Origin of the sequence: Corallococcus sp. AB011P, from assembly GCF_003611605.1 — a bacterium.
Taxonomy (GTDB): Bacteria; Myxococcota; Myxococcia; order Myxococcales; family Myxococcaceae; genus Corallococcus; species Corallococcus coralloides.
Genome location: NZ_RAVX01000028.1, coordinates 1 through 20,605 on the forward strand (window position 1 = coordinate 1; position 20,605 = coordinate 20,605).

A 20,605-nucleotide genomic window follows, 5' to 3' on the forward strand; every position below is an offset into this window, starting at 1 on the left:
CGGAAGTTAAGCCCTCCAGAGCCGATGGTACTCCGCGGGAAACCGCGTGGGAGAGTAGGTCGCTGCCGGATTCTTTTTGAAAGCCCCTGACGCCGAAAGGCGCCAGGGGCTTTGTCTTTGCGGGCTTGTGGCGCTGGTTTCGGGCGCACGTCTCCTCGTGGATTGATCCGACGGGATGCGAACGTACAGCCGCCTGGCTTTGAGGCTGGCCTGACCCTGGCTGCTTTTGCTTGAGTGGCGCTCCTTCCCCCTCTCTGGACAGGAGCCTCTCGCATGCATCTGCTTCGAATCTACGCCGCTGGTCTGTTCGCGCTGGGGCTTCTGCTGGCGCCCGCGGAATCCAAGGCGCAGCAGTCCGGCGTCCGCCTGGGCGTGGGCGCGGACTACTGGGTCGACACCAGCGCCGCGTTCAACTTCACGCTGGGCGTTGAAGGGCATGTCGCGGGTCCACTCTTCGTGGGTGCCCGGTTCGGCGCGGTGCTCGTCACGGACGGCAACATCATTGGCGTTCCGTTGGACATCTCGCTTCGCGCGACGGTGGGCCGGAACGTCTACATCGAGGGACTCGCGGGGCCGTGGATCTTCTTCAAGGGGGACACCTTCAAGGCCCATGCGGCGTTTGGCTTTGGTCTCCAGGGCAAGGCCGCGAGCATCGGCATCGAGGTGGGCTACCTCGATCCGAATCCCATCATCGGCCTGCGGCTGGGCTACAAGTTCTGAGGCCTTGCCTCAGTAGTGCGGTGGCCGCTCCTGCTGGCGGGCGTCCACTAGGCCCGGCTCCGCGTCCAGCTTGCGCTTGAGCTGGTCCAGCTCCGCCCGGAGCGCGTCGACGACGCGCCCCTGCTGGTAGAGCACGTCACTGAGCTCCTGCAGCAGCTCCTGCTGCTGCGTGTAGCGGATTTCCAGCTCGACCAGGCGCTTGTCTTCCATTGCCGTCTTCTCCGCTCGGGGACCGTGCCCCATGAATACCCTTGAACACCTGCGGCGCGCCCGCGAGCTGCTTGGACGCGGACAGCCCGAGTTGGCGGAGTCCGCGCTGAGTGACGCCATCGATGCGGCCGTGGCGGCGGAGGACCTGGTCCTCCTCACCCAGGCCCGGTTCGCGCTGGGGGAGTTGCTCTTCCAGCAGGGCCGCGATGAAGAGGCAATCCCCTTCCTTCAGGCGGTGGTGCGCACCGAACGGGCTGACGGGTCCGTGGACGCGCCGGTCGTCGCCTCCGCGCGGATGCTGCGCCAGATTCGGGGACAGGAGCCGCGCTGAGCGTCTCCTGCGCTTCAGGGCAGCCGGCACTGCTCCCGGATGGCGTCCATCCGCTGCGGGAAGCGCCGCTCCAGGTCCGTCCTTGTCTGGCGTGCTCCCTCGAGCTTCCCTGCCTTCACCTGGAGGGTGCAGAGGGTGGCCAGCGCCCGCGTGTCGGACACGTCCAGACGGTCCGCCTGACGCAGGGCTGCCTCGGCGGCGGTCTGATTCCCCAACTGGAACCAGACGATGCCCAACTGGAAGTGGCCTTCCGCGAGCTTCGGGTCCTGCTGCACCGCCTGCTGCAGTAACTCCACGGCTTCGCGGCTCCGGCCTTCCTTGGTGAGCACCAGTCCCTGTTCCACCAGGAGCCGGGCCGCGGGGACCTTGCCCTCCAGGGAGGTGAACACCTTCAGGGCGTCCTCGGGCCTTCCGACCCGGCTGAGCAGCCGGCCGTAGCGCACGCCGATGAGGGGATCGCCTGGTGCGCGGTTGTAGGCCCGGGACAGAGCCTCCGTGGCGCCCTCGACGTTGCCCTTCTCCTCGCTCAGGTCCGCCCGGAGCAGGTCCGCCCGTGGGTCCGCCGGCGCGAGCTTCCTCGCCTTTTCGAGCGACTGGTCCACGCAGCGGGACATCCGCTCCCGGTCGCAGATGCGCGCGAGCAGGAGCTGGGTCTCCAGGGCGTTCGGGTCCCTCCGTTCGGCTTCCAGGGCCAGGTCGTGCGCTTCCGCGGGGGCCTCGCGCAGGAGCTCTGCTGCTTCGCGCAGGTCCGCCGCTGTCGCCTTGTCGTTGTGCTTCAGGGGCACCAGGAAGCGCAGACGGCCTTCCACGTTCTCCGTGGCCCTCGCGATGGCCAGCTCCTGCTCGGGCATGTCGCGGGGCAGGAACAGGGGGATGACGTGGATGGCGAGCGCCGCTCCGCAGACCCAGATGACGCCCCGGAGACCCTGGTTCCGGCGCCGGCCGCTCCGCTCCCCCGGTTCGTTCGATGGGTCGCTCATGGGGGCGTTTCTAGACGGCTCGGAGGTGCGGGCGCAGCCCCGACGGCAGTTCCAGCTCGCAGCTCCAGCAGAGCTCGAAGTTGGCGGGGTTCTCCTCGCCACAGCGTGGACAGGTCACCGAACGGTTGGCGGCTTCCTGGTTGGCCTGGAGCTCCGCGAGGACCTGGCGCCCGGCTTCCAGCTCCTGCGGCCACAGCCACAGCTCCACCCAGGCCTCGGTGCTGGGAATCTCACCGCTCAGCGGGACCAGGGACTCGCCGCGGATGTCGACCGAGAGCCCGGCCGATTCCAGGGCCCCTGCCAGCATCCGTGCCTCTCCGACCGTGCGGTGCACGGAGAACTGCACGCGCTTCATGCTTCTTGTCTGTCAGAAGCGGGCCTCCAGGGCAACCGGCCCCGGCTGCTCCCCTGCTGTGCCCTGACCGATGCGGCCCTCACGGACCGTGCGGCCTCCGTCATTCATCGTGACGGAGCTGGTGTGGCAGGACGGCGTGGGCGTGGCGGGGGGCTCGCGCGTGGAGCTCCGCGGACAGCAGCGCGTCCAGCTCCTCGAGCAGGCGATCATACCCGCCCCCCTTCGCGGGCAGTCGCTCGGTGGCGAGTCTCAAGCGGGGCGTCTCCTCGTCCTCGAAGGCCAAGGTCACCGCCAGGATGTCCGGGCCTCCTGCCTGGGGCGCGAGGGTGGCGGGTTCGGGCTCCCGCTGCAGGGGTTCCAGCAAGGGGGCCAGCCGGTGGATCTCCTCCGGCGTCAGGTCCCGCTCCACCACCGGTTCGCCCTGTTCCAGGACGCGCAGGTGCTTGAGGCCTTCCACTCGCAGCGCCTGCGCTCCGGTGTTCGTCTGGCCACTGCGCTCGTAGGTCACGGTCTTCACGCGCCGCACCTCCCCGGGGTCAAGGAGTAGGCATTCGCATCCTCCCCGGCATCCGCGGGAGACCGCCGCGGGCGCTCCCGGGCCGGGGAGGACAGCCCGAACGACCGGTGCCGGACACCAGGCAGCGCCCGCTGGGCCCCTGCGCTTCCCGGGGGCGTCTCCCTACCGTGCCTTCCGTCCGGGCGCCCATGTCCGGACACACGGAGGACGCCGAACGATGAGCAAGCACAAGACCCCGAGCCCGAATGATCAGCGCTCCAACACGAAGAACCCCGAGCGCCCGGAGCACAAGTCCGCCCAGGACAACCGCTCCAACCAGATGAACCCGAACCGTCCTCCGAACCCGCCGTCCCACATGCCTTCGCACGGCGGTGGCACGACGGGCGGGGACGATTCCTCGAAGCGCTGAGTGAAACGGGAGAGGCCGGCCGCGCGTTCGGGCCGGCCCCTCCGGGGGCGTGTCCTAGCGGACGCGCGGCGAGCACTCGCCTTCGCCGCGGTAGTGGCCCACGGTGCGCACGAGCGCCGTCACGAAGTCGCGCAGCGTCCGCACGCTGCCCGCGCCTCCCGTGCCGTACTGGCCCGAGGGCAGCGACGTCAGGTTCACCAGGCCCAGCTCATCCAGGGTGATTTCGCCGTCTGGACCGACGATGCCCGTGCTGTCCGCCGCGGCGATGGCGTCGAAGCGCATCTTCGCGTCCGGCGACTGGAGGTCGTCGAAGAACAAGTGGTCGCCGTGGATGGTGAGCTGCACCGTCTCCGTGCTGCCCTTGGGCACCGTCACGCCGTTGCCGATGTCCTCGCTCTCGCAGTGCTCGTAGAGGGTGTTGGTGGCGAAGCCCCAGTGGAAGCTCTTGGTGGCCGCGCCCTTGGTGGCCGTGCCCTCGACGTAGACGGACCAGCCTTCGGTGTTCATCCGCGTCACGTCTTCCGCGTCCGCGTTGCCCGCGGTGGCGTTCGTGGCGGGGGCGATGGCGTAGCTCACCTCGTCCCAGTCCTCGGCGGCCAGGTCGCTGAACTTCGCGACGTCCACGGGGCCCGGACGGTGCACGTCGTACACCTTCGCGGCCGTCTGCTCGGCGGCGGTCACTCCCTCGCCGTTGGCGACCTTCACCTCGCTCAGCTTCACGAGGAATTTGGTGTACTTCACCGTCCAGCCGTCCTCGAAGGCGCTGACGGGGATCTCCTTTTCGATGAAGTCCTCTCCGTACGTGGTGAACGTCACGTTGCCCTGACCCGACGAGCAGGCGACCAGGCCCAGACACGACACACCCATCAGCCAATTCTTCATCACTGCGCTGCTCCTTCCACCCACGTCACGACGTAGGCGCTGGTGTCTTCCACGCCGCGCACCAGCCCGTTCTGGGCCTGGCTGCCGGCGGGGAAGGTGGAAACGCCAGTCGCGTCCGGAAGCGACGCGGTGGCGAAGTCGATGCGGTCCATCCATTTCCCCAGGTCCACCGAGATGCGCACGAAGCCGGCCTCCTGCTGGAGATCGCGCTCGAAGCGCACGCCTTCGATGGCCTTGGGTAGATCCACCGTCGCGTCGAAGCGCACCGTGGCTCCGGACGTGTGGGTCGCGGTGCCTCGCACGTGGGCCTGGTGGCCTTCGAGCACGTTCTGCGCGTCCGTGGCCGCCGTGGGCGCCACGAGCGTCAGCTCCAGCGAGCCGTACGAGCCGGTGACGGCGTTGGCGCTGCCCAGGCTTCCGCCCGCGAGCAGATCCACGGTCTGGGCGTTGAGCACCTCTCCCAGGGCATCCCCCGGGACGTAGTGGCCGGGGTGCGCGTTCGCGGTGCCTCCGATGAGCGAGTACCAGTCGAATCGGGGGAGGCGCCGCGATAGCAGCACGCGGCCCTCGAAAAAGCGCACCGATCCCACGGAGAGCTGCGCGGCTTCGGGCGTCACCGTCCAGCCGTACTCGTTGGGGGCCGTGGGCGCCGTCGCCGTCATCGCCACGGCGAAGGTGCGGCGCTCCGCTTCCGTCTTGCCGCCGCAGCCCAGGCTCATCAGGGCCGCGGTCAGCGCCAGCGCTCGGAGCGGGGTGGGAATCGGGTTCATCACAGGTGGACCTCCAGGGTGAGCGAGGCCACGCGTGGCGCCCCCGCGGTGAAATGTCTGGCTGGAACGAGGCTCGGCTGGGCGGTGGGGTCGAAGCGCGAGCTGTAGACGAACTCGCCGTCGCGCCAGCGCGTGTTGAGCAGGTTCTTCACGTCGAGCCGCAGCGCGAGCGCTCCCCGCCGCAGCGCGGCCTGCACGTCCACGAGGAACACGGTGTGGCTGTACTCGTCATAGGGCAGGGGCCTGGGTCCGATGAGCGTGAGGCCCGTGCCCAGGGACAGCACGGCGTCGATGCCGGGCAGCGGCTTCTCCCAACCGATGTCCGCTCGGGCGACCAGCGGTGCGAAGTAGGGGAGCTTCGCGTCCGTCTTCGTCACCGTCGCGTTCGCCACCGTGGCGCTCAGCGCGGCCGTGACGCCTTCGAGCGGACGCGCTTGCAGGGACGCGGAGACGCCCGTGCGCAGTGTCTCTCCCGTGAAGACGGTGGTGCCCACCGTGTGGTCGAAGAAGAAGTCGTCCGCTACCTGTGAGCCGAAGACGCTCGCCTGGAGGGACAGACGTTCTCCGTCCATCCGGGTGCCCAGCTCCGCGCCGTGCACGTTCACGAACGGGGCCTGTTCTCCTTCCGCGAGGCTTCGCGCCTGTGGGGAACGGAAGCCGTCTCCGTAGCTGGCGAAGAGGGCCCAGGTGTCCGTGAGCGCGTATTCGACGCCGGCCTTCGCGCCCCAGTGCACCCCGAAGGCGCTGCGCGAGTAGCCCTGCCCGTCGTAGTAGCGCGGGTCCCGGAAGGCGAGCGCGTCGAAGACCTCCACGCCCAGCGCGTCCGCGCGGCCTCCCAGCCGGAAGGCCCAGCGGCCCAGTGGGAGCCTGGCTTCGGCGTAACCCCAGACGTCCGTCTGGGTGAGGTTCGCGTCCACCTCGTCCGCGAAGAAGGTGCCGTCCGTCTCGCGGTAACGGCGTTGCGTCTGGTGGATGCCGTCGCGCCTTCCTCCCAGGCCGAGCTCCAGCGCGACGGGGCGGTCGAAGAGCGTGACCTGGCGGCGGTGCTCGGCGCGCAGGCCCAGCGTGGAGCCGTCGTGGGTCTGCTCCAGGCCGTCGCCCCGGTCGTCCACCCGGTAGCCCGTGAAGTTGTTGCGCAGGCGCAGGTCCGAGAGGATTCCGAAGGCCTCCAGGCGCGTGCGCGCGGTGCCCTCGCGCGGGAGGTCCACTCCGATGAGGAGCTGATGCCTGGAGACCGTGCCTCCCTGACGGTCGAAGGAGCCGGAGTAGAAGGTGCGGCGCCCGGCTTCGAGGTCGTCCTCTCGCACCACTCCGGGGGAGTCGAAGCGCGTGGCGTAGCTGCCTCCCAGGACTCGCGCGCTCAGGCCGTGGCCCAGGTCCAGGTTCCCCTGGGCGAGCAGCGCGGCCCGGCCGTAGCCTCGCTGGGGCCCGAAGCCGTCGCTCTCACTGAGCTCCGCCGCCGCGAAGGTGCCGGGGTCCTCTCCCGGGCGGACCGTCACGACGAGCCGGCGCGTGTTGAACTGGCCCAGCGTGCCGGCGAACTCCACGCCCTTTTCACGCGCGCCCAGGTCCATGCGCACCGTTCCCGCGACCGCGAAGTCCCCCTGGAACGCGCGGTAGGAGCCCTCCGTCACCTCCAGCGATTGGACGAGCTCCGGGATGATGAAGTTGGTGTCCGCGTAGCCCAGCGCGTGGATGTGGCTCACCTCGTTCACCGGCAGGCCTCCGACGTTCAGCTCCACGTCCTGGCCGTGGAGCGCGTCGAAGCCTCGGAGGAAGAGCTGCTGCGCCTTGCCCTCGCCGCTGTGCTGCGAGGCCACCAGGCCCGGGACCACGCGGAGCACGTCCGTCGCGTTCATGCGTGGTGCCGTGTCGAGGATGTCCCGGCCGATGGTGACCTCGGCGGCGCTCTGGGCCGGACGCGTGCCTCGCACCACCGTGGAACGCTGCTTCCCGGTGGCCTCTGGCGGCGGCGTCGCTTCCAAGGGCTGCTGCTCAGCTGGAGATGCGACCGCGTCGCTGGAGGGCGTTTGCTGCTCGGGTGGCGTCGCGTCTGTCTCACCCGGGGCCTCCGTCGGCTGTTGGAGTTCGGGTTGCTGCTGTTGCTGCGTGGCTTCTGTCACCGCGTGGTTGGTGACTTCCTGGCGCGGTCCTTCCTGTGCGGTGGGAATGGCCGAGGGAAGACACGTCGAGAGCGTGGCGAACGCGATGAGCAACATGGTCACGGTGGGGAACGCACGACGACACGTCCCCGACGCGCGTCGGGACGCGCTCCGGGGCGTGCGGGTTGAAAGACAGACGGCTTCAGGACACACGCTCACGCAGGCCCGTGCCTGGCGTGGGCCAGACGGTCCTCGTGCTCGCAAGTCATCCTTACGGAGGTCCGAAGGGGCCTAGGGGCCTTGCGGCATCGCCGCGGACCGCAACCGCTGGCCCGGCGACCACTCCGGGCTTCGCTCCGGCTCCACCCGCCAGGACACCCAGCGCAACTTCGGCGGCACGAACACGGTCCAGCTCGCCGCCACCGCCAGCAGGTGCTCCACCGAGCCCGTCAGGTGCTGGTGGCCATGGCCCCGCTTCGCTCCGTCCGGTGTGCCCTGTTCGGACTCCGTCGGACACGCGGCCTTCGTCGCGTCACACGTACCCGTGGTGCGGTGGACGTGGGTGCTGGCGCCGTGCTCATGGCCGTGGCGTCCCAGGCCTCCACCGTGTCCCACCACCGCGTGCAGCACCGGCGCGACCGCGAGCCCGTACACCAGGACCCACAGTCCCAGGAACGCCAGGTCTCGTCGGTCTCGGGAATCCCACACGGCGGTTCGGGGGCGGCGGAGCGTCCAGGACGGGGGAGGTGAGGCGGCTGCCTGCCTATCCGTCCTCCCCCCGACACGCAAGGCGGCCTCCGCCGCTCGCTGCGCGACAGTTCCCTGTCGCCCAGCCCCATGACCCCGTGGACCTCTTGACGCATCGCATCGGAATCCGCTGCGGCCACAGACTTCCCGTCATAGACTCGTCACGTGCGTTCCGAATCCGCCGCGCTTCGTTCCCTGCCTGCCTCCACGGAGGTTCCTGCCCCGCCCTCGCGCGCCGACCGTCTGCGTGCGCTGGGGAGTGAGTCGTTCGACCTGCTCGTCATTGGCGGCGGGGTGACGGGGGCGGGGGCTGCCCGGGACGCGGCGCTGCGGGGCCTGAAGGTGGCCCTGGTGGAGCGCGAGGACTTCGCCAGCGGGACGTCCAGCCGCTCGTCGCGCCTCATCCACGGCGGCCTGCGCTACCTGGAGCATGGCCACCTGGGGCTCGTCTTCGAGTCGAGCATCGAGCGGCGCCGCCTGCTCCACCTGGCGCCCCACCTGGTGCGCCCGCTGGCCTTCATCTGGCCCGTCTACGAAGGGGCTCGCGTGCCGCGCTGGAAGCTCAACGCGGGCCTGATGCTGTACGACGCCCTGTCCCTGTTCCGGAACGTGAAGGCGTATCAGCGCCTGTCGCTCAAGCAGTTGGTGGAGGCCGAACCCGGCATCCGTTCCGAAGGCCTCAAGGGCGGCGCCCGCTACTACGACGCGGCCACCGACGATGCTCGCCTCACGCTGGCCAACGCGCTGGGCGCGAGCGAGGCCGGCGCGGTGGTGCTCAACCACGCCTCCGTGAAGCGGCTGGTGCTGGAGGACGGCAAGGTGAAGGGCGCGGTGGTGGTGGATCACCTCACCGGCCTGGAGCACACCGTGCGCGCGCGCGCCGTCGTCAACGCGACCGGGCCCTGGAGCGATGAGATCCGCCGGCTGGATTCGCAGCAGGAGCGCACGGGGCCCGCGGTGCGCGGCAGCAAGGGCGTGCACATCGCCGTGCCCCGCTCGCGGCTGAACATCGGGGACGCGCTCACGCTCCTGTCGCCCGTGGATGGCCGCGTGATGTTCATCCTCCCCGCGGATGCGTTCACCCTCATCGGCACGACGGAGACCGCCACCCGCGCCCATCCGGCCGAGGTGCGCGCGAGCGAGGCGGACGTGGCCTACCTGCTCTCTTCCGCCAACGCCTTCTTCCCCGCCGCGAACCTCACCCGCGAGGACATGGTCAGCGCCTGGGCCGGCATCCGCCCGCTGGCGGCGAGCGGCTACCACGGCAACAGCGACGCGGGCAGCGCGAGCCGCGAGCACTCCATCGACGTGAGCCCGTCCGGCGTGCTGGCCATCAGCGGCGGCAAGCTCACCACCTTCCGGGTCATGGCTCGCGACGTGGTCAACGCCGTGGAGCGCCATCTTTCCCTCCCGCACAAGAAGCCCGTCACCCACGAGCAGCCCCTGCCGGGCGGCGACCTCCTCAAGCTGGACGCGGAGCTCGCGGCGGCGAAGCAGGAGGTGGGGGACGCGGCCACGGGCGAACACCTGGTGCGCGCGTACGGCAGCCGCTGGCACGCGGTGTGGGCGCTCACTCGCGAGTCTCCCGAGCTGGCCGAGCCGCTCGTCGAGGGCCTGCCGTACCGCCGCGCCGAGGCCGTCTGGGGCGTGTCCCACGAGATGGTCCAGACGCTCGCGGACCTGCTCATCCGCCGCCTCAAGGTCGCGTTCGAGACGCGCGACCAGGGCCGCGCCGCCGCCGTCCGCGCCGCGGAGGTGATGGCGCCGCGCCTGGGTTGGGACGCGGCGGAGACCGAGCGTCAGCTGGCGGCCTACGCCGTGGATGCCCAGCGCGTCTTCGGCGTGGATCCTTCCGACGCCTGACGCCCTGCTGGGTCACCGGGCCCGGTGCGTCATGCCGGGCCGGAGGTCCTGCCTCGAAGGAAGCGCTCCCCATCAGCGTTGAGCGCCTCACGTTGGACCGGTACCGGATGGCCGTCGGGCGCACGACAGCCGCCCGAGCAGTCGTGCTGCGTCCATGCTTAAATCGTCTTGGGAACGGGAAGCAGGGCCGGCCCGTTCCTTCCGGCCCCCTTTCGGGGCGGCGGGTCACGGCGCGGTAATCCACGTTGGCCGGGCGAAGGAGATACACCCCATGAAGCGTTGGCTTTGGCTTGGGCTTGGGTTGTCCGGACTGGTGGCGAGCGGCTGTGGCAGCGACCCCGACCCCATCGACGTCCTGCCCCAGGCGTGTCCTGGCACCGCGGAGATGTCGCTGCCGAAGCCAGGGGTCTCCCCGCTGAGCACGGACACGGCGCCGGACGGCGTCATCATCACCTACAAGCCGAAGGTGACCGCGAGCGCGCTGGCCGCGTCGGCGGACATCGCGGCGGCCGTGGAGCGCGAGGGCGGCACGGTGAAGCGCCGCATCCCGAACATGAACATGGTGTCCGCACGGCTGTCGCCGGAGGCCATCTCCGCGCTGAAGCTCCGCTCGGACGTGCTCTCCGTGACGCCCAACCGCCGTGTGCGCGCGCTGGGCCTGCCCACGCCCCCTCCGCTGGCGTCGTGGCAGGGCGTGTACAACACGCAGGGGTCGGTGGGCGAGTACACGGAAGGGCTCAAGATGATCCAGGTCCCGCAGGTGTGGGACGCGAACAACGACGGCGTCATCGACCCCGGCGCGCCCACGGGCGAGGGCGTGAAGGTGTGCGTCATCGACAGCGGCTGGGACAGCAAGCACCCGGAGCTGAAGGCGGCGTTCCTCATGGGCAAGGACTTCGTCGACGACGACGATGACCCGTCCGACCAGAGCGAGTCCCAGGGCGTGGTGACGGTGGGCGGCGGCCACGGCACGCACGTGTCCGCCACCATCCTGGCGCAGTTCGGCGCGGGCTCCGGCGCGCGCGTGGCGCCCGGGGAGGAGCCGAACGGCGTGGTGGGCGTGGCGCCGGGCGCGTCGCTGCTCGTGGCGCGCGTGCTGGACACGGACGGCGGCGGCCGCACGGACGACGTCATCTCGGCGGTGGACTGGTGCCATTCGCAAGGGGCGAAGGTCGCCTCGCTGTCGCTGGGCGCGCCGGAGCCGTCCGAGACCGAGCGGCTGATGTTCGAGAAGGTCTGGGAGAACGGCAACGGCATGCTGTCCGTCGCGGCCAGCGGCAACGACGGCACCAAGGGCAAGCCCGGCATCGCGTATCCGGCCGCGTACCTGCCGTCGGTGATGGCGGTGGGCGCGGTGGACCTGCAGGGCGAGTACGCGCCCTTCTCGCAGTTCGGCCAGGAGCTGTCCGTGGTGGGGCCGGGCGTGAACGTGCTGAGCGCCACGGTGCTGGGGGCGGCGTCGCTGTCCTCGGTGACCGCGGCGTCGTCGCCCATCACCTCGTCGCCGCTCACGTACACCGCGCAGGGCACGTACACGGGCCGGCTGGTCAACTGCGGCCTGGGCGTGGACCGCGCGGCGTGCGGTGAGTCCGCCACCTGCGAAGGCTTCGTCGCCTATGTGGACCGCGGCGACCTGTTCTTCGAGGAGAAGGCGCGCAATGTCATCCAGGCCGGCGCCCGCGCGGTCATCATCGGCAACAACGTGGCGGAGGACGGGGACGGCACCTTCACGCTGGGCTCCGCGAACTCGCACTGGGTGCCCACGGTATCGGTGTCCATGGCGGCCGGCACGTCCCTCAAGAAGATGATGGGCCAGGAGGTCACGGTGTCCATCACCGGCCTGGACTACCAGCGCGAGTCAGGCACCTCCATGGCCACCCCGCACGTGTCGGGCGTCGCCGCGCTGGTGTTCAGCGCCCGGCCGGACCTGAGCGCCGCGCACGTGCGCGCGGTGCTGGAGAAGACGGCGAAGGACGACAAGACGACGCCGGGCAAGGACGAGAAGTACGGCTACGGCCTGGTGCAGGCGGCCGAGGCCGTGGAGCTGGCGCGCACGCTGCCCCAGGGCGGCGGTCCGCTCCCGCTGCCGTAGCGGCGCGCCTGCGCGCCCGTGGGCCAACGCCCCCGTGTCCCTTCGTGGGACCGGGGGCGTTTCCTTTTCTTCCGAGCAGGCGCCGGGTCGTGGGTTGGCAGTCCGGACGGACAGGCGACCGCCAGGCCTCCGGGCCGGTGGTTCGTGCCGCGTGCGCATGCACCTTCCCAAGAAGGGAGGCACGCGACGCATGAGGCGAGACACCTGGCTGGGATTGGGAATCGCGGGTCTGGCCTTCCTGCTGATGTGCGCCGGGACTCAATCCGGCGGCATGAGGGATGACGCGGCGTCCGAGGAGAGCACCGCTCCCGCGAGCTCGCGGCCAGCCACGCAGCAGGCTCCCGCGGCGACGCAGCAGGCTCCCGCGGCGACGCCGCCGGCTCCGGTGACGACGCCCCAGCAGCAGCCAGGGACGGGAGGCTCCGGGACGAACACGCAGGCCCCCGCTGGGACGGCTCCTGGCACCGCGCCCGCGCAGGGCACCGCGGGGGACAGCTCGGCGTCGGATCCGAACAGCCCCAGCGCGGAGCCGAACCCGGAGGGACAGACGACTCCGCCCAACCCGGGCCCGGAGACGAACTCGGGCACGGGGGGCACGGGCAACACGGGAACTAAAGCTCCCTCCACGGCGAAGCCCTCCGCCCCAGGCGCTCCGCAGGGCGTCGCGGTGGTGGACGCCATCTACCGGGGAAAGGTGCGCTCGGTGTCCGACAAGGAGGTCGTCATCGACAACGAGGGCACGCGCCTGCCGCTGGAGATCAGCACCCAGACGCGCATCGTCCGTGACGGCGAGGACATCCGCGTGACGGAGCTCAAGGAGGGCGAGCGCGTGCGCGCCACCGTGAACCTGGTGGGCCGGAGCCACACGCGGGAGATCGCCGTGCTGACCGGCGCCGAGGCCCGGCGCGACGCCGAGACTCAACGCCGCCGGTAGCCAGGGGGCCCCTCCGTCAGCCGCATGGCCCCGTCCGCGTCTCCCGGACGGAGGTTTCCACCATGACGGTCTACAACCGATACCGAACCCTGTTGCACAAGTTGGCCCTCGTCCGCGCCCGCGCGCCCGGCGGAGATTCACCCGAAGCGGACGCGCTGCTCGACACGATGGACGAGGTCTGGGACGCCCTGTCCGACGGCGAGCGCGCCGCCATGGAGCGCGAGCGCGACCGGTTGGCCGTCTCCGTGGCCACGCGCGCCGTGCCCGCGTGAGGCGTTCGTGTCACTCCCGCACGGACCCCATGGGTGCACCCGTGGGCCCATGGGGAATGCGCGAGGACGGCCGGGACGGCGGCCGTTCCCGGTGCTGACGCTGGCGCCACACCGCCCGCGAGTAGTCCACCACCGACGCCAGCGACAGCATCGCGACGAGCGCGACGAGCGGCCGCACCAGCGGCGGGTAGAGCAGGACGCACAGCAACACCGCGAGCTGCAACGTCGTGACGACCTTGCCCAGCATCCGCGCCTTGAGCTCGATGGTCCGCATGTCCGGCCGCACCCTGGCGACGATGAAGCCGATGGCCGTGCCGATGTCCCGCAGGAGCAGCAGCGTCAGCTCCACCGGGTCGATGAGCCCATCCAGCAGACACACGATGAAGGCCGTCACCATGAAGGCGCGGTCCGCCACCGGGTCGATGAGCGCTCCCACGCGCGTGGCCAGTCCCCGGTGCCGGGCAATCCAGCCGTCCAGGAAGTCCGTCGCCGCGGCCAGCACCACCAGGAAGGCCCTCATGCGCAGGTCCGACACCGCGATGAACACCGCGGCGAGCGGCAGTCGCGACAGGGACAGCGTATTGAGCAGCACGAGGCTTGCCCGACGGTGCATGGCTTTCAAAAGGTAGTGCTCGCCCCCCGGGGCGCACCTGCCCGTCGTGGCGAGCGTCCGGCGAAGAACTCCTCCGGTGCCCTCGTGGATCCACGCCCAACGAAGGGACCCCGCGGCCCGCGTGCGGTGTCCCAGGGCATGGTCCGGGATTTTCCCCGGCCTCTGTCTTCCTGGAGCCCGCCTCTTGACCGCGATGGGACCCTTCCGCCCCCTGCTGGCACTGGCCACCCTGCTCACCGCCGCGCTGTCCCTGGTGAGCTGTGAAGCGGCCGGGCGGGCGAAGGTCTCGACTCGGGCCCCCACGGCGGAGGAGCGGACGCGCTACCCGTGGCTGCCGGCCTCCGCCCAGGTGCGCTCGTTGGAGGAGACCTTCGCGCCACCGGAGGGCTACACGCGCGTGCCCCTGGAGGTGGGCTCCTTTGGCGCCTGGCTGCGCGGCCTGCCCCTGCGCCCGGAAGGCTCTCCCGTGCGCGACTTCCAGGGCAATACCGTGCTGGCGGCCTCCGACTCCCGGCTCGCGGCGGTGGGGGAGCTGGACGTGGGCACCGCGAACCTCCAGCAGTGCGCGGACTCCATCCTGCGCCTTCACGCGGAGTGGCGCTGGGCGTCTGGTCAGTCGGAGCGCATCGCCTACCGCTTCACCAGCGGCCACCTGGCGTCCTGGCCCCGGTACGCAGCTGGAGAGCGGGCGCGCGTCGCCGGCTCGAAGGTGACGTGGGTGCCGGGGAGCGCGGCGGCGGACAGCTCGCGGGTGGCTTTCCGCAACTACCTGAACCTGCTCTTCACCTACGCAGGCACCCTGTCGCTCCAGGCGGAGGGCGCCCGTCCCACGCGGGAGCAGCTGCGCTCAGGGGACTTCTTCGTCCTGGGGGGCAGCCCCGGCCACACGGTGCTCGTGCTGGACGTGGCCACCAACGCGAAGGGTGAACGGGTGGCGCTGGTGGGCCAGGGCTTCACTCCCGCGCAGGACTTCCACGTCCTGGCGGGAAGGGACGGGCCCTGGTTCCCGCTGGAAGGGGAGAGCCTGGCGACGCCCTTCTGGGCGCCCTTTCCCATGACGTCCCTGCGCCGGCTGCCCTCGCCCTGATCGCCCGGGAAACCTGGAACGCCAGCGAGGTGCGGCCTGGGGGACGGGCGCCCTCCTGGTGTGTCCCCCGGCGGACGAGGGGGCGGTAAACGGAGGACGCCCAAGGGTTCTGCTGGAATCGACGGGAGGGAGGAGGCAGGTTTGCGGCGTGGAGTGTTGTCCTGCCGTCAACGGGGACACACCGAAGCCGGGCCCGTCCCCCACCGCGTGCCTGCCAGCCTAAAGGGAAGAGGAGCCCGTCCCCCGAGCCTCCACCATGTCCTCCGCCGCCGCGTCCGCGCCCGCGTCTTCCCCCAGGGCCAGCATCCTCCTCGTCGACGACACGCCCGGGCACCTCCTGGCGCTGGAGGGCATCCTCACGCCCCTGGGGCAGCGGCTGGTGCGCGCCACCTCCGGACGCGAGGCCCTGCGGCGGGTGCTGGACGAGGACTTCGCCGCCGTCCTGATGGACATGAACCTGGGCGACATGACGGGCGTGGAGGTGCTGGGCCTCTTGCGTGAGCGCGATCGCAGCCGGCGCACGCCCGTGCTGCTGATGACCGCGGGCGACGGCGAAGAGAAGGAGTGGCTGGCGGCCTACGCGCACGGCGCGGTGGACTACCTGCGCAAGCCGCTGCGGCCTGAAATCCTCCTGGCGAAGGTGTCCATGTTCGTGGAGCTGCACCTGGCGCGCGAAGCCGTGCAGCGGCACGAGGAGTCGCTGCGCGAGCGCGAGCGCCACGCCCTGGAGGCCGTCCACCGCGAGCGGCTGCATGCGTTCTTCATGCAGGCCCCGGTGGGCATCTCCATCACGCGCGGGCCGGACTTCGTCTTCGAGCTGGCGAACCCCTACTACGAGCTGCTGGTGGGCCGGCGGGTGACGCCGGGCCAGACGATGTTGGACGCGTTCCCGGAGATGGCCTCGCAGCCGGAGGTGATGGAGGTGCTTCGCGGCGTGGTGCGCACGAAGCAGCCCTTCGTGCGGCCGGAATTCGAGGTGAAGCTGGTGCGCGACGGCCAGCCGGACTCCGTCTTCTTCAACGTCATCTACCACCCGATGGTGGAGGTGGACGGCACCGCGTCCGGCATCATCACCCTGGCCACCGACGTGACGGAGTTCGTGCGCGCGCGCCGGCACACGGAGGCGCTCACGCTGGACCTGCGAAAGCAGCAGGCCGCGCTGGTGGACAGCGAGCAGCGCCTGCGCCTGGCGCTGACGGCCACCCAGCTGGGCACCTTCGACATGGACGTGGTCACGGGCGAGCTCAAGTGGGACGCGCGCTGCAAGGCGCTCTTCGGCCTGCCGCCCGACTCGGAGTCGTCCTACGACAAGTTCCTCGCGGGCCTGCACCCGGAGGACCGGGACGCCGTGCAGCGCGCGATCGCGCTCAGCTGGGACCCCAGCGGCAAGGGCGACTACGACGTGGCCTACCGCACCGTGGGCTTGAAGGACGGCGTGGAGCGCTGGGTGCGCGCCACGGGCCGCACGCACTTCCAGGACGACAAGCCGGTGCGCTTCGTGGGCACCGTGCAGGACATCACCGCGCGCAAGCGCGCTGACGCGGAGCGGGCCCGGCTGATGGCGGGCGAGCTGCGCCGCACCGAGCAGCTTCGTGGCCTGTCGCGCGCGAGCCTGGCGCTCAACGCGGCGGGCAGCGTGCCGGCCATCCTGGAGCTCGTGACGCTCAAGGCGCGCAAGCTGATTGGCGCGAACCAGTCCTTCGTGCAGGTGGCGGACGGCCGGGATGCACCGCCGCTCGCCTCGCTGTCCGCGGTGGATCATGATCCGCTGGCGCCCGGCGCCGCCCAGGTGTCCGTGGACGAGCGCGGCCTCTTCGCCCGGGTGTGCCAGGAGAACCGGCCGCTGCGTCTGACGCGCGAGGAGCTGCGCCAGCACGCGGACTACACCCAGGCGCCGCCCGCGCCGCCGCCCGCGCTGCCCCTGAAGGGCTTCCTCGCGGTGCCGCTGGTGGGGCACGACGGCCGCAACCTGGGCCTGATGCAGGTGTCCGACAAGCTGGAGGGCGACTTCGACGCGGAGGACGAGACCATCGCCGTGCAGCTGGCGCAGATGGCCAGCGTGGCGCTGGAGAACGCCCGCCTGTACGAGACGGCGCAGGCGGAGCGGCGCAACCTGTTCGCGGTGCTCAAGCAGCTGCCCGCCGCCATCACCGTGCTGCGCGGGCCGGAGCTCGTCTTCGAGATGGCCAACGACCTGCGCCTGAAGCTCACCGGGTCCCGGCCGCTCCTGGGCCTGACCGTGCGCCAGGCGCTGCCGGAGCTCAAGGACCAGGGGCAGGTGGCCCAGCTGGAGGAGGTCTACCGCACCGGAGAGACCTACCGCGGCCACGAGGTGCCCATGCGCCTGGGGCGCGACGTGGGGCAGGAGGCGCCCGAGGGCTACTTCAACCTCACCTTCCAGCCGCTGCGCAACGCCGAGGGCAAGGTGGACGGCATCGTGTCCGTGTCCTGGGAGGTGACGGAGCAGGTGCTGGCGCGCCGGCGCATCGAGGCGCTGGCCGCGGAGCTCAAGGAGCGCGAGCAGCAGTTCCGCACGCTGGCGGACTCCATCCCGCAGCTGTCGTGGATGGCGGAGCCGGACGGGCGCATGTTCTGGTTCAACCAGCGCTGGTACGACTACACCGGGACGACGCCCTCGCAGGTGGGGGAGAAGGACTGGAACGAGCTGCTGGACCCGGAGGACGCCGGGCGCGTGCTGGAGCACTTCAGCGCGGCCCTGCGCGAGGGGACGCTGTGGGAGGACCAGTTCCGCCTGCGCCGCGCGGACGGCAGCTATCGCTGGTTCCTGTCGCGCGCCATGCCCGTGCGGGACGGCGAAGGGCGCATCGTCCGCTGGTTCGGCACCAACACGGACATCGACGACGAGCGCCGCATGATGGAGAGCCTGAAGCGGGCGGAGGAGGAGATCCGCCACCTCAACACGGGCCTGGAGAAGCGCGTGCGGGAGCGCACCGCCCAGCTGCAGGAGGCGAACAAGGAGCTGGAGTCCTTCAGCTACTCCGTGTCGCACGACCTGCGCGCGCCGCTGCGCCACATCACCGGCTTCGCGCAGTTGCTGGATCGGCGGGCGGGCGCGAAGCTGGACGACGTGTCGCGCGGCTACCTCACCACCATCGCGGGCGCGGCGAAGCAGGGCGGCACGCTGGTGGATGACCTGCTCGCGTTCAGCCGCATGGGCCGGGCGGAGCTGCGCCAGTCGCGGGTGGACCTGGGCCAGTTGGTGGAGGAGGCCCGGCGCGACCTGATGCCGGAGGCCACCGGGCGGCAGGTGGAGTGGCGGGTGGGAAGCCTGCCCACGGTGGAAGGCGACCCGGCGCTCCTGCGGCAGGTCATCCACAACCTGTTGGCGAACGCGCTGAAGTATACCCGTCCCAAGCCGGAGGCCCTCATCGAGGTGGGGGCTCGGGAGACGGAGACCGAGGTCGCGGTGTGGGTGCGCGACAACGGCGTGGGCTTCGAGATGCAGTACGTGGACAAGCTGTTCGGCGTCTTCCAGCGCCTGCACACGGCCGAGGAGTTCGAGGGCACCGGTATCGGGCTCGCGAACGTGCGGCGCATCGTGTCGCGCCATGGAGGACGGACCTGGGCGGAGGGCGCCGTGGGGCAGGGCGCGTCCTTCACCTTCACCCTGCCCCGCGCTTCTCCAGTGGAGAAGAAAGTCGAGACGCACGCGTGATTGACCTCAAGCGGATCCTCCTGGTGGAAGACAGCGCCAACGACGTGGCGCTCACCCTGGCGGCGCTGGAAGAGGTGCACCTGGCCAACGAGGTGGTGGTGGTGCGCGACGGACAGCAGGCGCTGGACTACCTCTTCCGCAAGGGCGAGTACGCGAACCGGCAGGACGGCCACCCGGCGGTGGTGCTGTTGGATTTGAAGCTGCCGAAGGTGGACGGGCTGGAGGTGCTGGAGAAGGTGAAGGGCGCTCCGGAGCTGAAGGCGGTGCCGGTGGTGATGCTCACCTCGTCGCGCGAGGAGCGTGACCTGGCGCGCAGCTACGGCCTGGGCGTGAATGCCTACGTGGTGAAGCCGGTGGCCTTCCCGGACTTCGTGTCCGCGCTGCGCGAGCTGGGGTTGTTCTGGGCGGTGGTGAACCAGCCGCCGCCGGGCTCCCCTGGCGCGTCCGGAGCCTCGAAGTGAGCGCACGCGGCGGCGCCGCGCTGGACCTGACGACTCTGCCATCGGCGGAGCGGCCCCTGTCCATCCTCTTGCTGGAGGACAGCCCGCTGGACGCGCAGTTGGTGGCCGCGCAGCTGGAGGAGGGCGGGCTGCCTTCGAAGCTGGAGTGCGTGCAGGGGCGGGCGGCCTTCGTCGCGGCGCTGGAGAAGGGGAAGTTCGACCTCATCCTGTCGGACTACAACGTGCCGGGCTTCGACGGGATGAGCGCGCTGGAGGCGGCGAAGGCCGTGTGTCCGGACATGCCGTTCCTCTTCGTGTCCGGTGCGCTGGGCGAGGACCGCGCCATCGAGCTGCTCAAGCGCGGCGCCACGGACTACGTGCTGAAGGACCGGCTGGAGCGGCTGGGCCCCAGCGTGCGGCGGGCGCTGCGCGAGGCGGAAGGGGTGCGGCTGCGCAAGCGCACGGAGGAGGCGCTGCGCCGCTCCGAGGAGCGCTACCAGCTGGTGGCGCACGCGAGCTTCGACGCCATCTGGGACCTGGATCTCCAGACGGACGCGATGCACTGGATTGGCGACGCGACGGAGGAGGTCTTCGGCTTCCCGGTGGAAGAGGTGGGCGCGGACGCGGCGTGGTGGCGCAGGCACATCCACGGCGAGGACCGCGAGCGGGTGCTGGCGGGGCTGCAGCGGGCGTTCGATTCGGACGAAGACCGGTGGCAGGACGAGTACCGCGTGCTGCGCAAGGACGGGGAGTACGCGTACGTGGCGGCGCAGGGCTCCATCCTGCGCGGCGAGAGCGGGAAGGCGCGGCGCATCGTGGGCGCCATGCGCGACATCACGGAGCGGCGGCGGGCGGAGGAGGAGCGGCAGAAGCTGGTGCACGAGGCACAGGCTCGGGTGGAGTTCGAGCAGCAGCTCATTGGCATCGTCAGCCACGACCTGCGCAACCCGCTGGGCGCCATCCTCACTGGCGCGTCGCTGATGCTCCGGCGCGACGACATCCAGCCGTGGCACGCGAAGGCGGCGGCGCGCGTCCTGTCCGCGGCGGAGCGGGCCACTCGGATGATCCGCGACCTGCTGGACTTCACGCAGGCGCGCATGGGCGGCGGCATCCCGGTGCACGCGGCGCCGTGTGACTTCCACGCGCTCACGCTGCAGGTGGTGGAGGAGGCGCGCACGGCGCACCCGGAGCGCACCCTCCAGATGGAGCAGGTGGGGGATGGGCAGGGGTCGTGGGATTCCGACCGGATGGCGCAGGTGCTGTCCAACATCCTGGGCAACGCGTTGAAGTACAGCCCGGAGGACACGCCGGTGCGCGTGGAGAGCCGGGGCGAGCAGGACGCCGTCGTGGTGCACGTGCGCAACGGGGGCGACCCCATTCCCCCGGAGATGCTCCCGCGCATCTTCGAGCCGCTCCAGCGCGGCACGACGGCGGGGCGCTCCGAGCGCAGCATCGGGCTGGGGCTCTACATCGTGCGGCAGCTGGTGCTGGCGCACGGCGGGACGGTGGACGCGCGGTCGTCCGCGGCGGAAGGCACGGTGTTCACCGTGCGCCTGCCGCGGGTTCCTCCGAGGGAGATGACCGCTCCGGTGCCGGAGTAGGGCG

20 protein-coding genes and 1 rRNA gene are annotated in these 20,605 nt (G+C 70.9%); 12 read left to right on the top strand and 9 right to left on the bottom strand.

The features are described from left to right. Together rrf and D7X30_RS37795 are read left to right on the top strand one after the other, a co-directional pair. A 5S ribosomal RNA gene (rrf, locus tag D7X30_RS37790) occupies positions 1-71 on the top strand; the annotation flags it as partial. A gap of 202 nt (positions 72-273) precedes the next feature. After that, positions 274-720, top strand: a complete 447-nt coding sequence (locus D7X30_RS37795; protein ID WP_120567841.1) for a hypothetical protein — start codon at positions 274-276, stop codon at positions 718-720. A 9-nt stretch (positions 721-729) separates the two neighbouring features. Here D7X30_RS37795 and D7X30_RS37800 read toward each other — a convergent pair whose 3' ends face one another. Beyond that, on the bottom strand, positions 730-930 hold the full coding sequence (locus D7X30_RS37800) for a SlyX family protein (protein WP_120567842.1): 201 nt from the start codon (positions 928-930) through the stop codon (positions 730-732). A 31-nt stretch (positions 931-961) separates the two neighbouring features. Between D7X30_RS37800 and D7X30_RS37805 the strand changes: the two genes are divergently transcribed. Further along, complete coding sequence (locus tag D7X30_RS37805; protein ID WP_120567843.1) at positions 962-1,261, top strand: hypothetical protein; 300 nt, start codon at positions 962-964, stop codon at positions 1,259-1,261. A gap of 14 nt (positions 1,262-1,275) precedes the next feature. Here D7X30_RS37805 and D7X30_RS37810 read toward each other — a convergent pair whose 3' ends face one another. From D7X30_RS37810 to D7X30_RS37820, 3 genes are all read right to left on the bottom strand, one after another. After that, entirely contained in the window at positions 1,276-2,241 is a 966-nt protein-coding gene (locus D7X30_RS37810; protein ID WP_120567844.1) for a tetratricopeptide repeat protein, read from the bottom strand. A gap of 10 nt (positions 2,242-2,251) precedes the next feature. After that, the gene (locus D7X30_RS37815) at positions 2,252-2,596 is read right to left on the bottom strand and encodes a hypothetical protein (RefSeq protein ID WP_120567845.1); all 345 of its coding nucleotides are present in this window, start codon (positions 2,594-2,596) and stop codon (positions 2,252-2,254) included. A gap of 100 nt (positions 2,597-2,696) precedes the next feature. Next, positions 2,697-3,113: a hypothetical protein gene (locus D7X30_RS37820; protein WP_120567906.1), complete on the bottom strand. Its 417-nt coding sequence runs from the start codon at positions 3,111-3,113 to the stop codon at positions 2,697-2,699. A 217-nt stretch (positions 3,114-3,330) separates the two neighbouring features. Between D7X30_RS37820 and D7X30_RS37825 the strand changes: the two genes are divergently transcribed. Next, positions 3,331-3,522 carry a hypothetical protein gene (locus D7X30_RS37825; protein ID WP_120567846.1) on the top strand — a complete coding sequence of 64 codons (192 nt, stop codon included), beginning with the start codon at positions 3,331-3,333 and terminating at the stop codon, positions 3,520-3,522. A gap of 54 nt (positions 3,523-3,576) precedes the next feature. On the opposite strand, the gene D7X30_RS37830 is transcribed toward D7X30_RS37825, so the two are convergent. From D7X30_RS37830 to D7X30_RS37845, 4 genes are all read right to left on the bottom strand, one after another. Further along, a complete protein-coding gene (locus tag D7X30_RS37830) occupies positions 3,577-4,404 on the bottom strand; it encodes a hypothetical protein (protein ID WP_120567847.1) in 828 nt (275 codons plus the stop codon). Beyond that, positions 4,404-5,174 (bottom strand): hypothetical protein, encoded by a 771-nt coding sequence (locus D7X30_RS37835; RefSeq protein ID WP_120567848.1) that lies wholly within the window; start codon positions 5,172-5,174, stop codon positions 4,404-4,406. The genes D7X30_RS37830 and D7X30_RS37835 overlap by 1 nt, the downstream gene beginning before the upstream one ends. Continuing rightward, the gene (locus tag D7X30_RS37840) at positions 5,174-7,393 is read right to left on the bottom strand and encodes a TonB-dependent receptor (protein ID WP_233592064.1); all 2,220 of its coding nucleotides are present in this window, start codon (positions 7,391-7,393) and stop codon (positions 5,174-5,176) included. The genes D7X30_RS37835 and D7X30_RS37840 overlap by 1 nt, the downstream gene beginning before the upstream one ends. A 174-nt stretch (positions 7,394-7,567) precedes the next feature. Then, positions 7,568-7,984, bottom strand: a complete 417-nt coding sequence (locus tag D7X30_RS37845; RefSeq protein WP_120567849.1) for a hypothetical protein — start codon at positions 7,982-7,984, stop codon at positions 7,568-7,570. 204 nt (positions 7,985-8,188) lie between these two features. Here D7X30_RS37845 and glpD point away from each other — a divergent pair, with 204 nt between their 5' ends. The 4 genes from glpD to D7X30_RS37865 all read left to right on the top strand — a co-directional run bounded on the left by glpD (position 8,189) and on the right by D7X30_RS37865 (position 13,184). Next, positions 8,189-9,886 (top strand): glycerol-3-phosphate dehydrogenase, encoded by a 1,698-nt coding sequence (gene glpD / locus D7X30_RS37850; RefSeq protein WP_120567850.1) that lies wholly within the window; start codon positions 8,189-8,191, stop codon positions 9,884-9,886. Between the two features lie 271 nt (positions 9,887-10,157). Continuing rightward, the gene (locus tag D7X30_RS37855; protein ID WP_120567851.1) at positions 10,158-11,978 is read left to right on the top strand and encodes a S8 family serine peptidase; all 1,821 of its coding nucleotides are present in this window, start codon (positions 10,158-10,160) and stop codon (positions 11,976-11,978) included. A gap of 190 nt (positions 11,979-12,168) precedes the next feature. After that, complete coding sequence (locus tag D7X30_RS37860) at positions 12,169-12,912, top strand: hypothetical protein (RefSeq protein ID WP_147443417.1); 744 nt, start codon at positions 12,169-12,171, stop codon at positions 12,910-12,912. A 62-nt stretch (positions 12,913-12,974) separates the two neighbouring features. Then, the gene (locus D7X30_RS37865) at positions 12,975-13,184 is read left to right on the top strand and encodes a hypothetical protein (protein ID WP_120567853.1); all 210 of its coding nucleotides are present in this window, start codon (positions 12,975-12,977) and stop codon (positions 13,182-13,184) included. A 10-nt stretch (positions 13,185-13,194) separates the two neighbouring features. Here D7X30_RS37865 and D7X30_RS37870 read toward each other — a convergent pair whose 3' ends face one another. Further along, positions 13,195-13,797 (bottom strand): CDP-alcohol phosphatidyltransferase family protein, encoded by a 603-nt coding sequence (locus tag D7X30_RS37870; RefSeq protein WP_120567854.1) that lies wholly within the window; start codon positions 13,795-13,797, stop codon positions 13,195-13,197. A gap of 193 nt (positions 13,798-13,990) precedes the next feature. On the opposite strand from D7X30_RS37870, the gene D7X30_RS37875 reads away from it, so the two are divergent. From D7X30_RS37875 to D7X30_RS37890, 4 genes are all read left to right on the top strand, one after another. Continuing rightward, positions 13,991-14,884: a DUF4846 domain-containing protein gene (locus tag D7X30_RS37875; protein ID WP_120567855.1), complete on the top strand. Its 894-nt coding sequence runs from the start codon at positions 13,991-13,993 to the stop codon at positions 14,882-14,884. A gap of 256 nt (positions 14,885-15,140) precedes the next feature. Further along, positions 15,141-18,560 (top strand): PAS domain-containing protein, encoded by a 3,420-nt coding sequence (locus D7X30_RS37880; RefSeq protein WP_120567856.1) that lies wholly within the window; start codon positions 15,141-15,143, stop codon positions 18,558-18,560. Further along, on the top strand, positions 18,557-19,021 hold the full coding sequence (locus D7X30_RS37885) for a response regulator (protein ID WP_014392985.1): 465 nt from the start codon (positions 18,557-18,559) through the stop codon (positions 19,019-19,021). The genes D7X30_RS37880 and D7X30_RS37885 overlap by 4 nt, the downstream gene beginning before the upstream one ends. Then, positions 19,018-20,601, top strand: coding sequence for an ATP-binding protein (locus tag D7X30_RS37890; RefSeq protein ID WP_120567857.1), 1,584 nt, complete (start codon positions 19,018-19,020; stop codon positions 20,599-20,601). The genes D7X30_RS37885 and D7X30_RS37890 overlap by 4 nt, the downstream gene beginning before the upstream one ends. The last annotated feature ends 4 nt before the right edge of the window (positions 20,602-20,605 follow it).

Bases quoted from the DNA above. Each gene is read 5' to 3' on its own strand.
- D7X30_RS37795 (WP_120567841.1), top strand. From the start codon at position 274: ATGCATCTGCTTCGAATCTACGCCGCTGGTCTGTTCGCGCTGGGGCTT.
- D7X30_RS37800 (WP_120567842.1), bottom strand. From the start codon at position 930: ATGGAAGACAAGCGCCTGGTCGAGCTGGAAATCCGCTACACGCAGCAG.
- D7X30_RS37805 (WP_120567843.1), top strand. From the start codon at position 962: ATGAATACCCTTGAACACCTGCGGCGCGCCCGCGAGCTGCTTGGACGC.
- D7X30_RS37810 (WP_120567844.1), bottom strand. From the start codon at position 2,241: ATGAGCGACCCATCGAACGAACCGGGGGAGCGGAGCGGCCGGCGCCGG.
- D7X30_RS37815 (WP_120567845.1), bottom strand. From the start codon at position 2,596: ATGAAGCGCGTGCAGTTCTCCGTGCACCGCACGGTCGGAGAGGCACGG.
- D7X30_RS37825 (WP_120567846.1), top strand. From the start codon at position 3,331: ATGAGCAAGCACAAGACCCCGAGCCCGAATGATCAGCGCTCCAACACG.
- D7X30_RS37830 (WP_120567847.1), bottom strand. From the start codon at position 4,404: ATGAAGAATTGGCTGATGGGTGTGTCGTGTCTGGGCCTGGTCGCCTGC.
- D7X30_RS37835 (WP_120567848.1), bottom strand. From the start codon at position 5,174: ATGAACCCGATTCCCACCCCGCTCCGAGCGCTGGCGCTGACCGCGGCC.
- D7X30_RS37840 (WP_233592064.1), bottom strand. From the start codon at position 7,393: ATGTTGCTCATCGCGTTCGCCACGCTCTCGACGTGTCTTCCCTCGGCC.
- D7X30_RS37855 (WP_120567851.1), top strand. From the start codon at position 10,158: ATGAAGCGTTGGCTTTGGCTTGGGCTTGGGTTGTCCGGACTGGTGGCG.
- D7X30_RS37860 (WP_147443417.1), top strand. From the start codon at position 12,169: ATGAGGCGAGACACCTGGCTGGGATTGGGAATCGCGGGTCTGGCCTTC.
- D7X30_RS37865 (WP_120567853.1), top strand. From the start codon at position 12,975: ATGACGGTCTACAACCGATACCGAACCCTGTTGCACAAGTTGGCCCTC.
- D7X30_RS37870 (WP_120567854.1), bottom strand. From the start codon at position 13,797: ATGCACCGTCGGGCAAGCCTCGTGCTGCTCAATACGCTGTCCCTGTCG.
- D7X30_RS37875 (WP_120567855.1), top strand. From the start codon at position 13,991: ATGGGACCCTTCCGCCCCCTGCTGGCACTGGCCACCCTGCTCACCGCC.
- D7X30_RS37880 (WP_120567856.1), top strand. From the start codon at position 15,141: ATGTCCTCCGCCGCCGCGTCCGCGCCCGCGTCTTCCCCCAGGGCCAGC.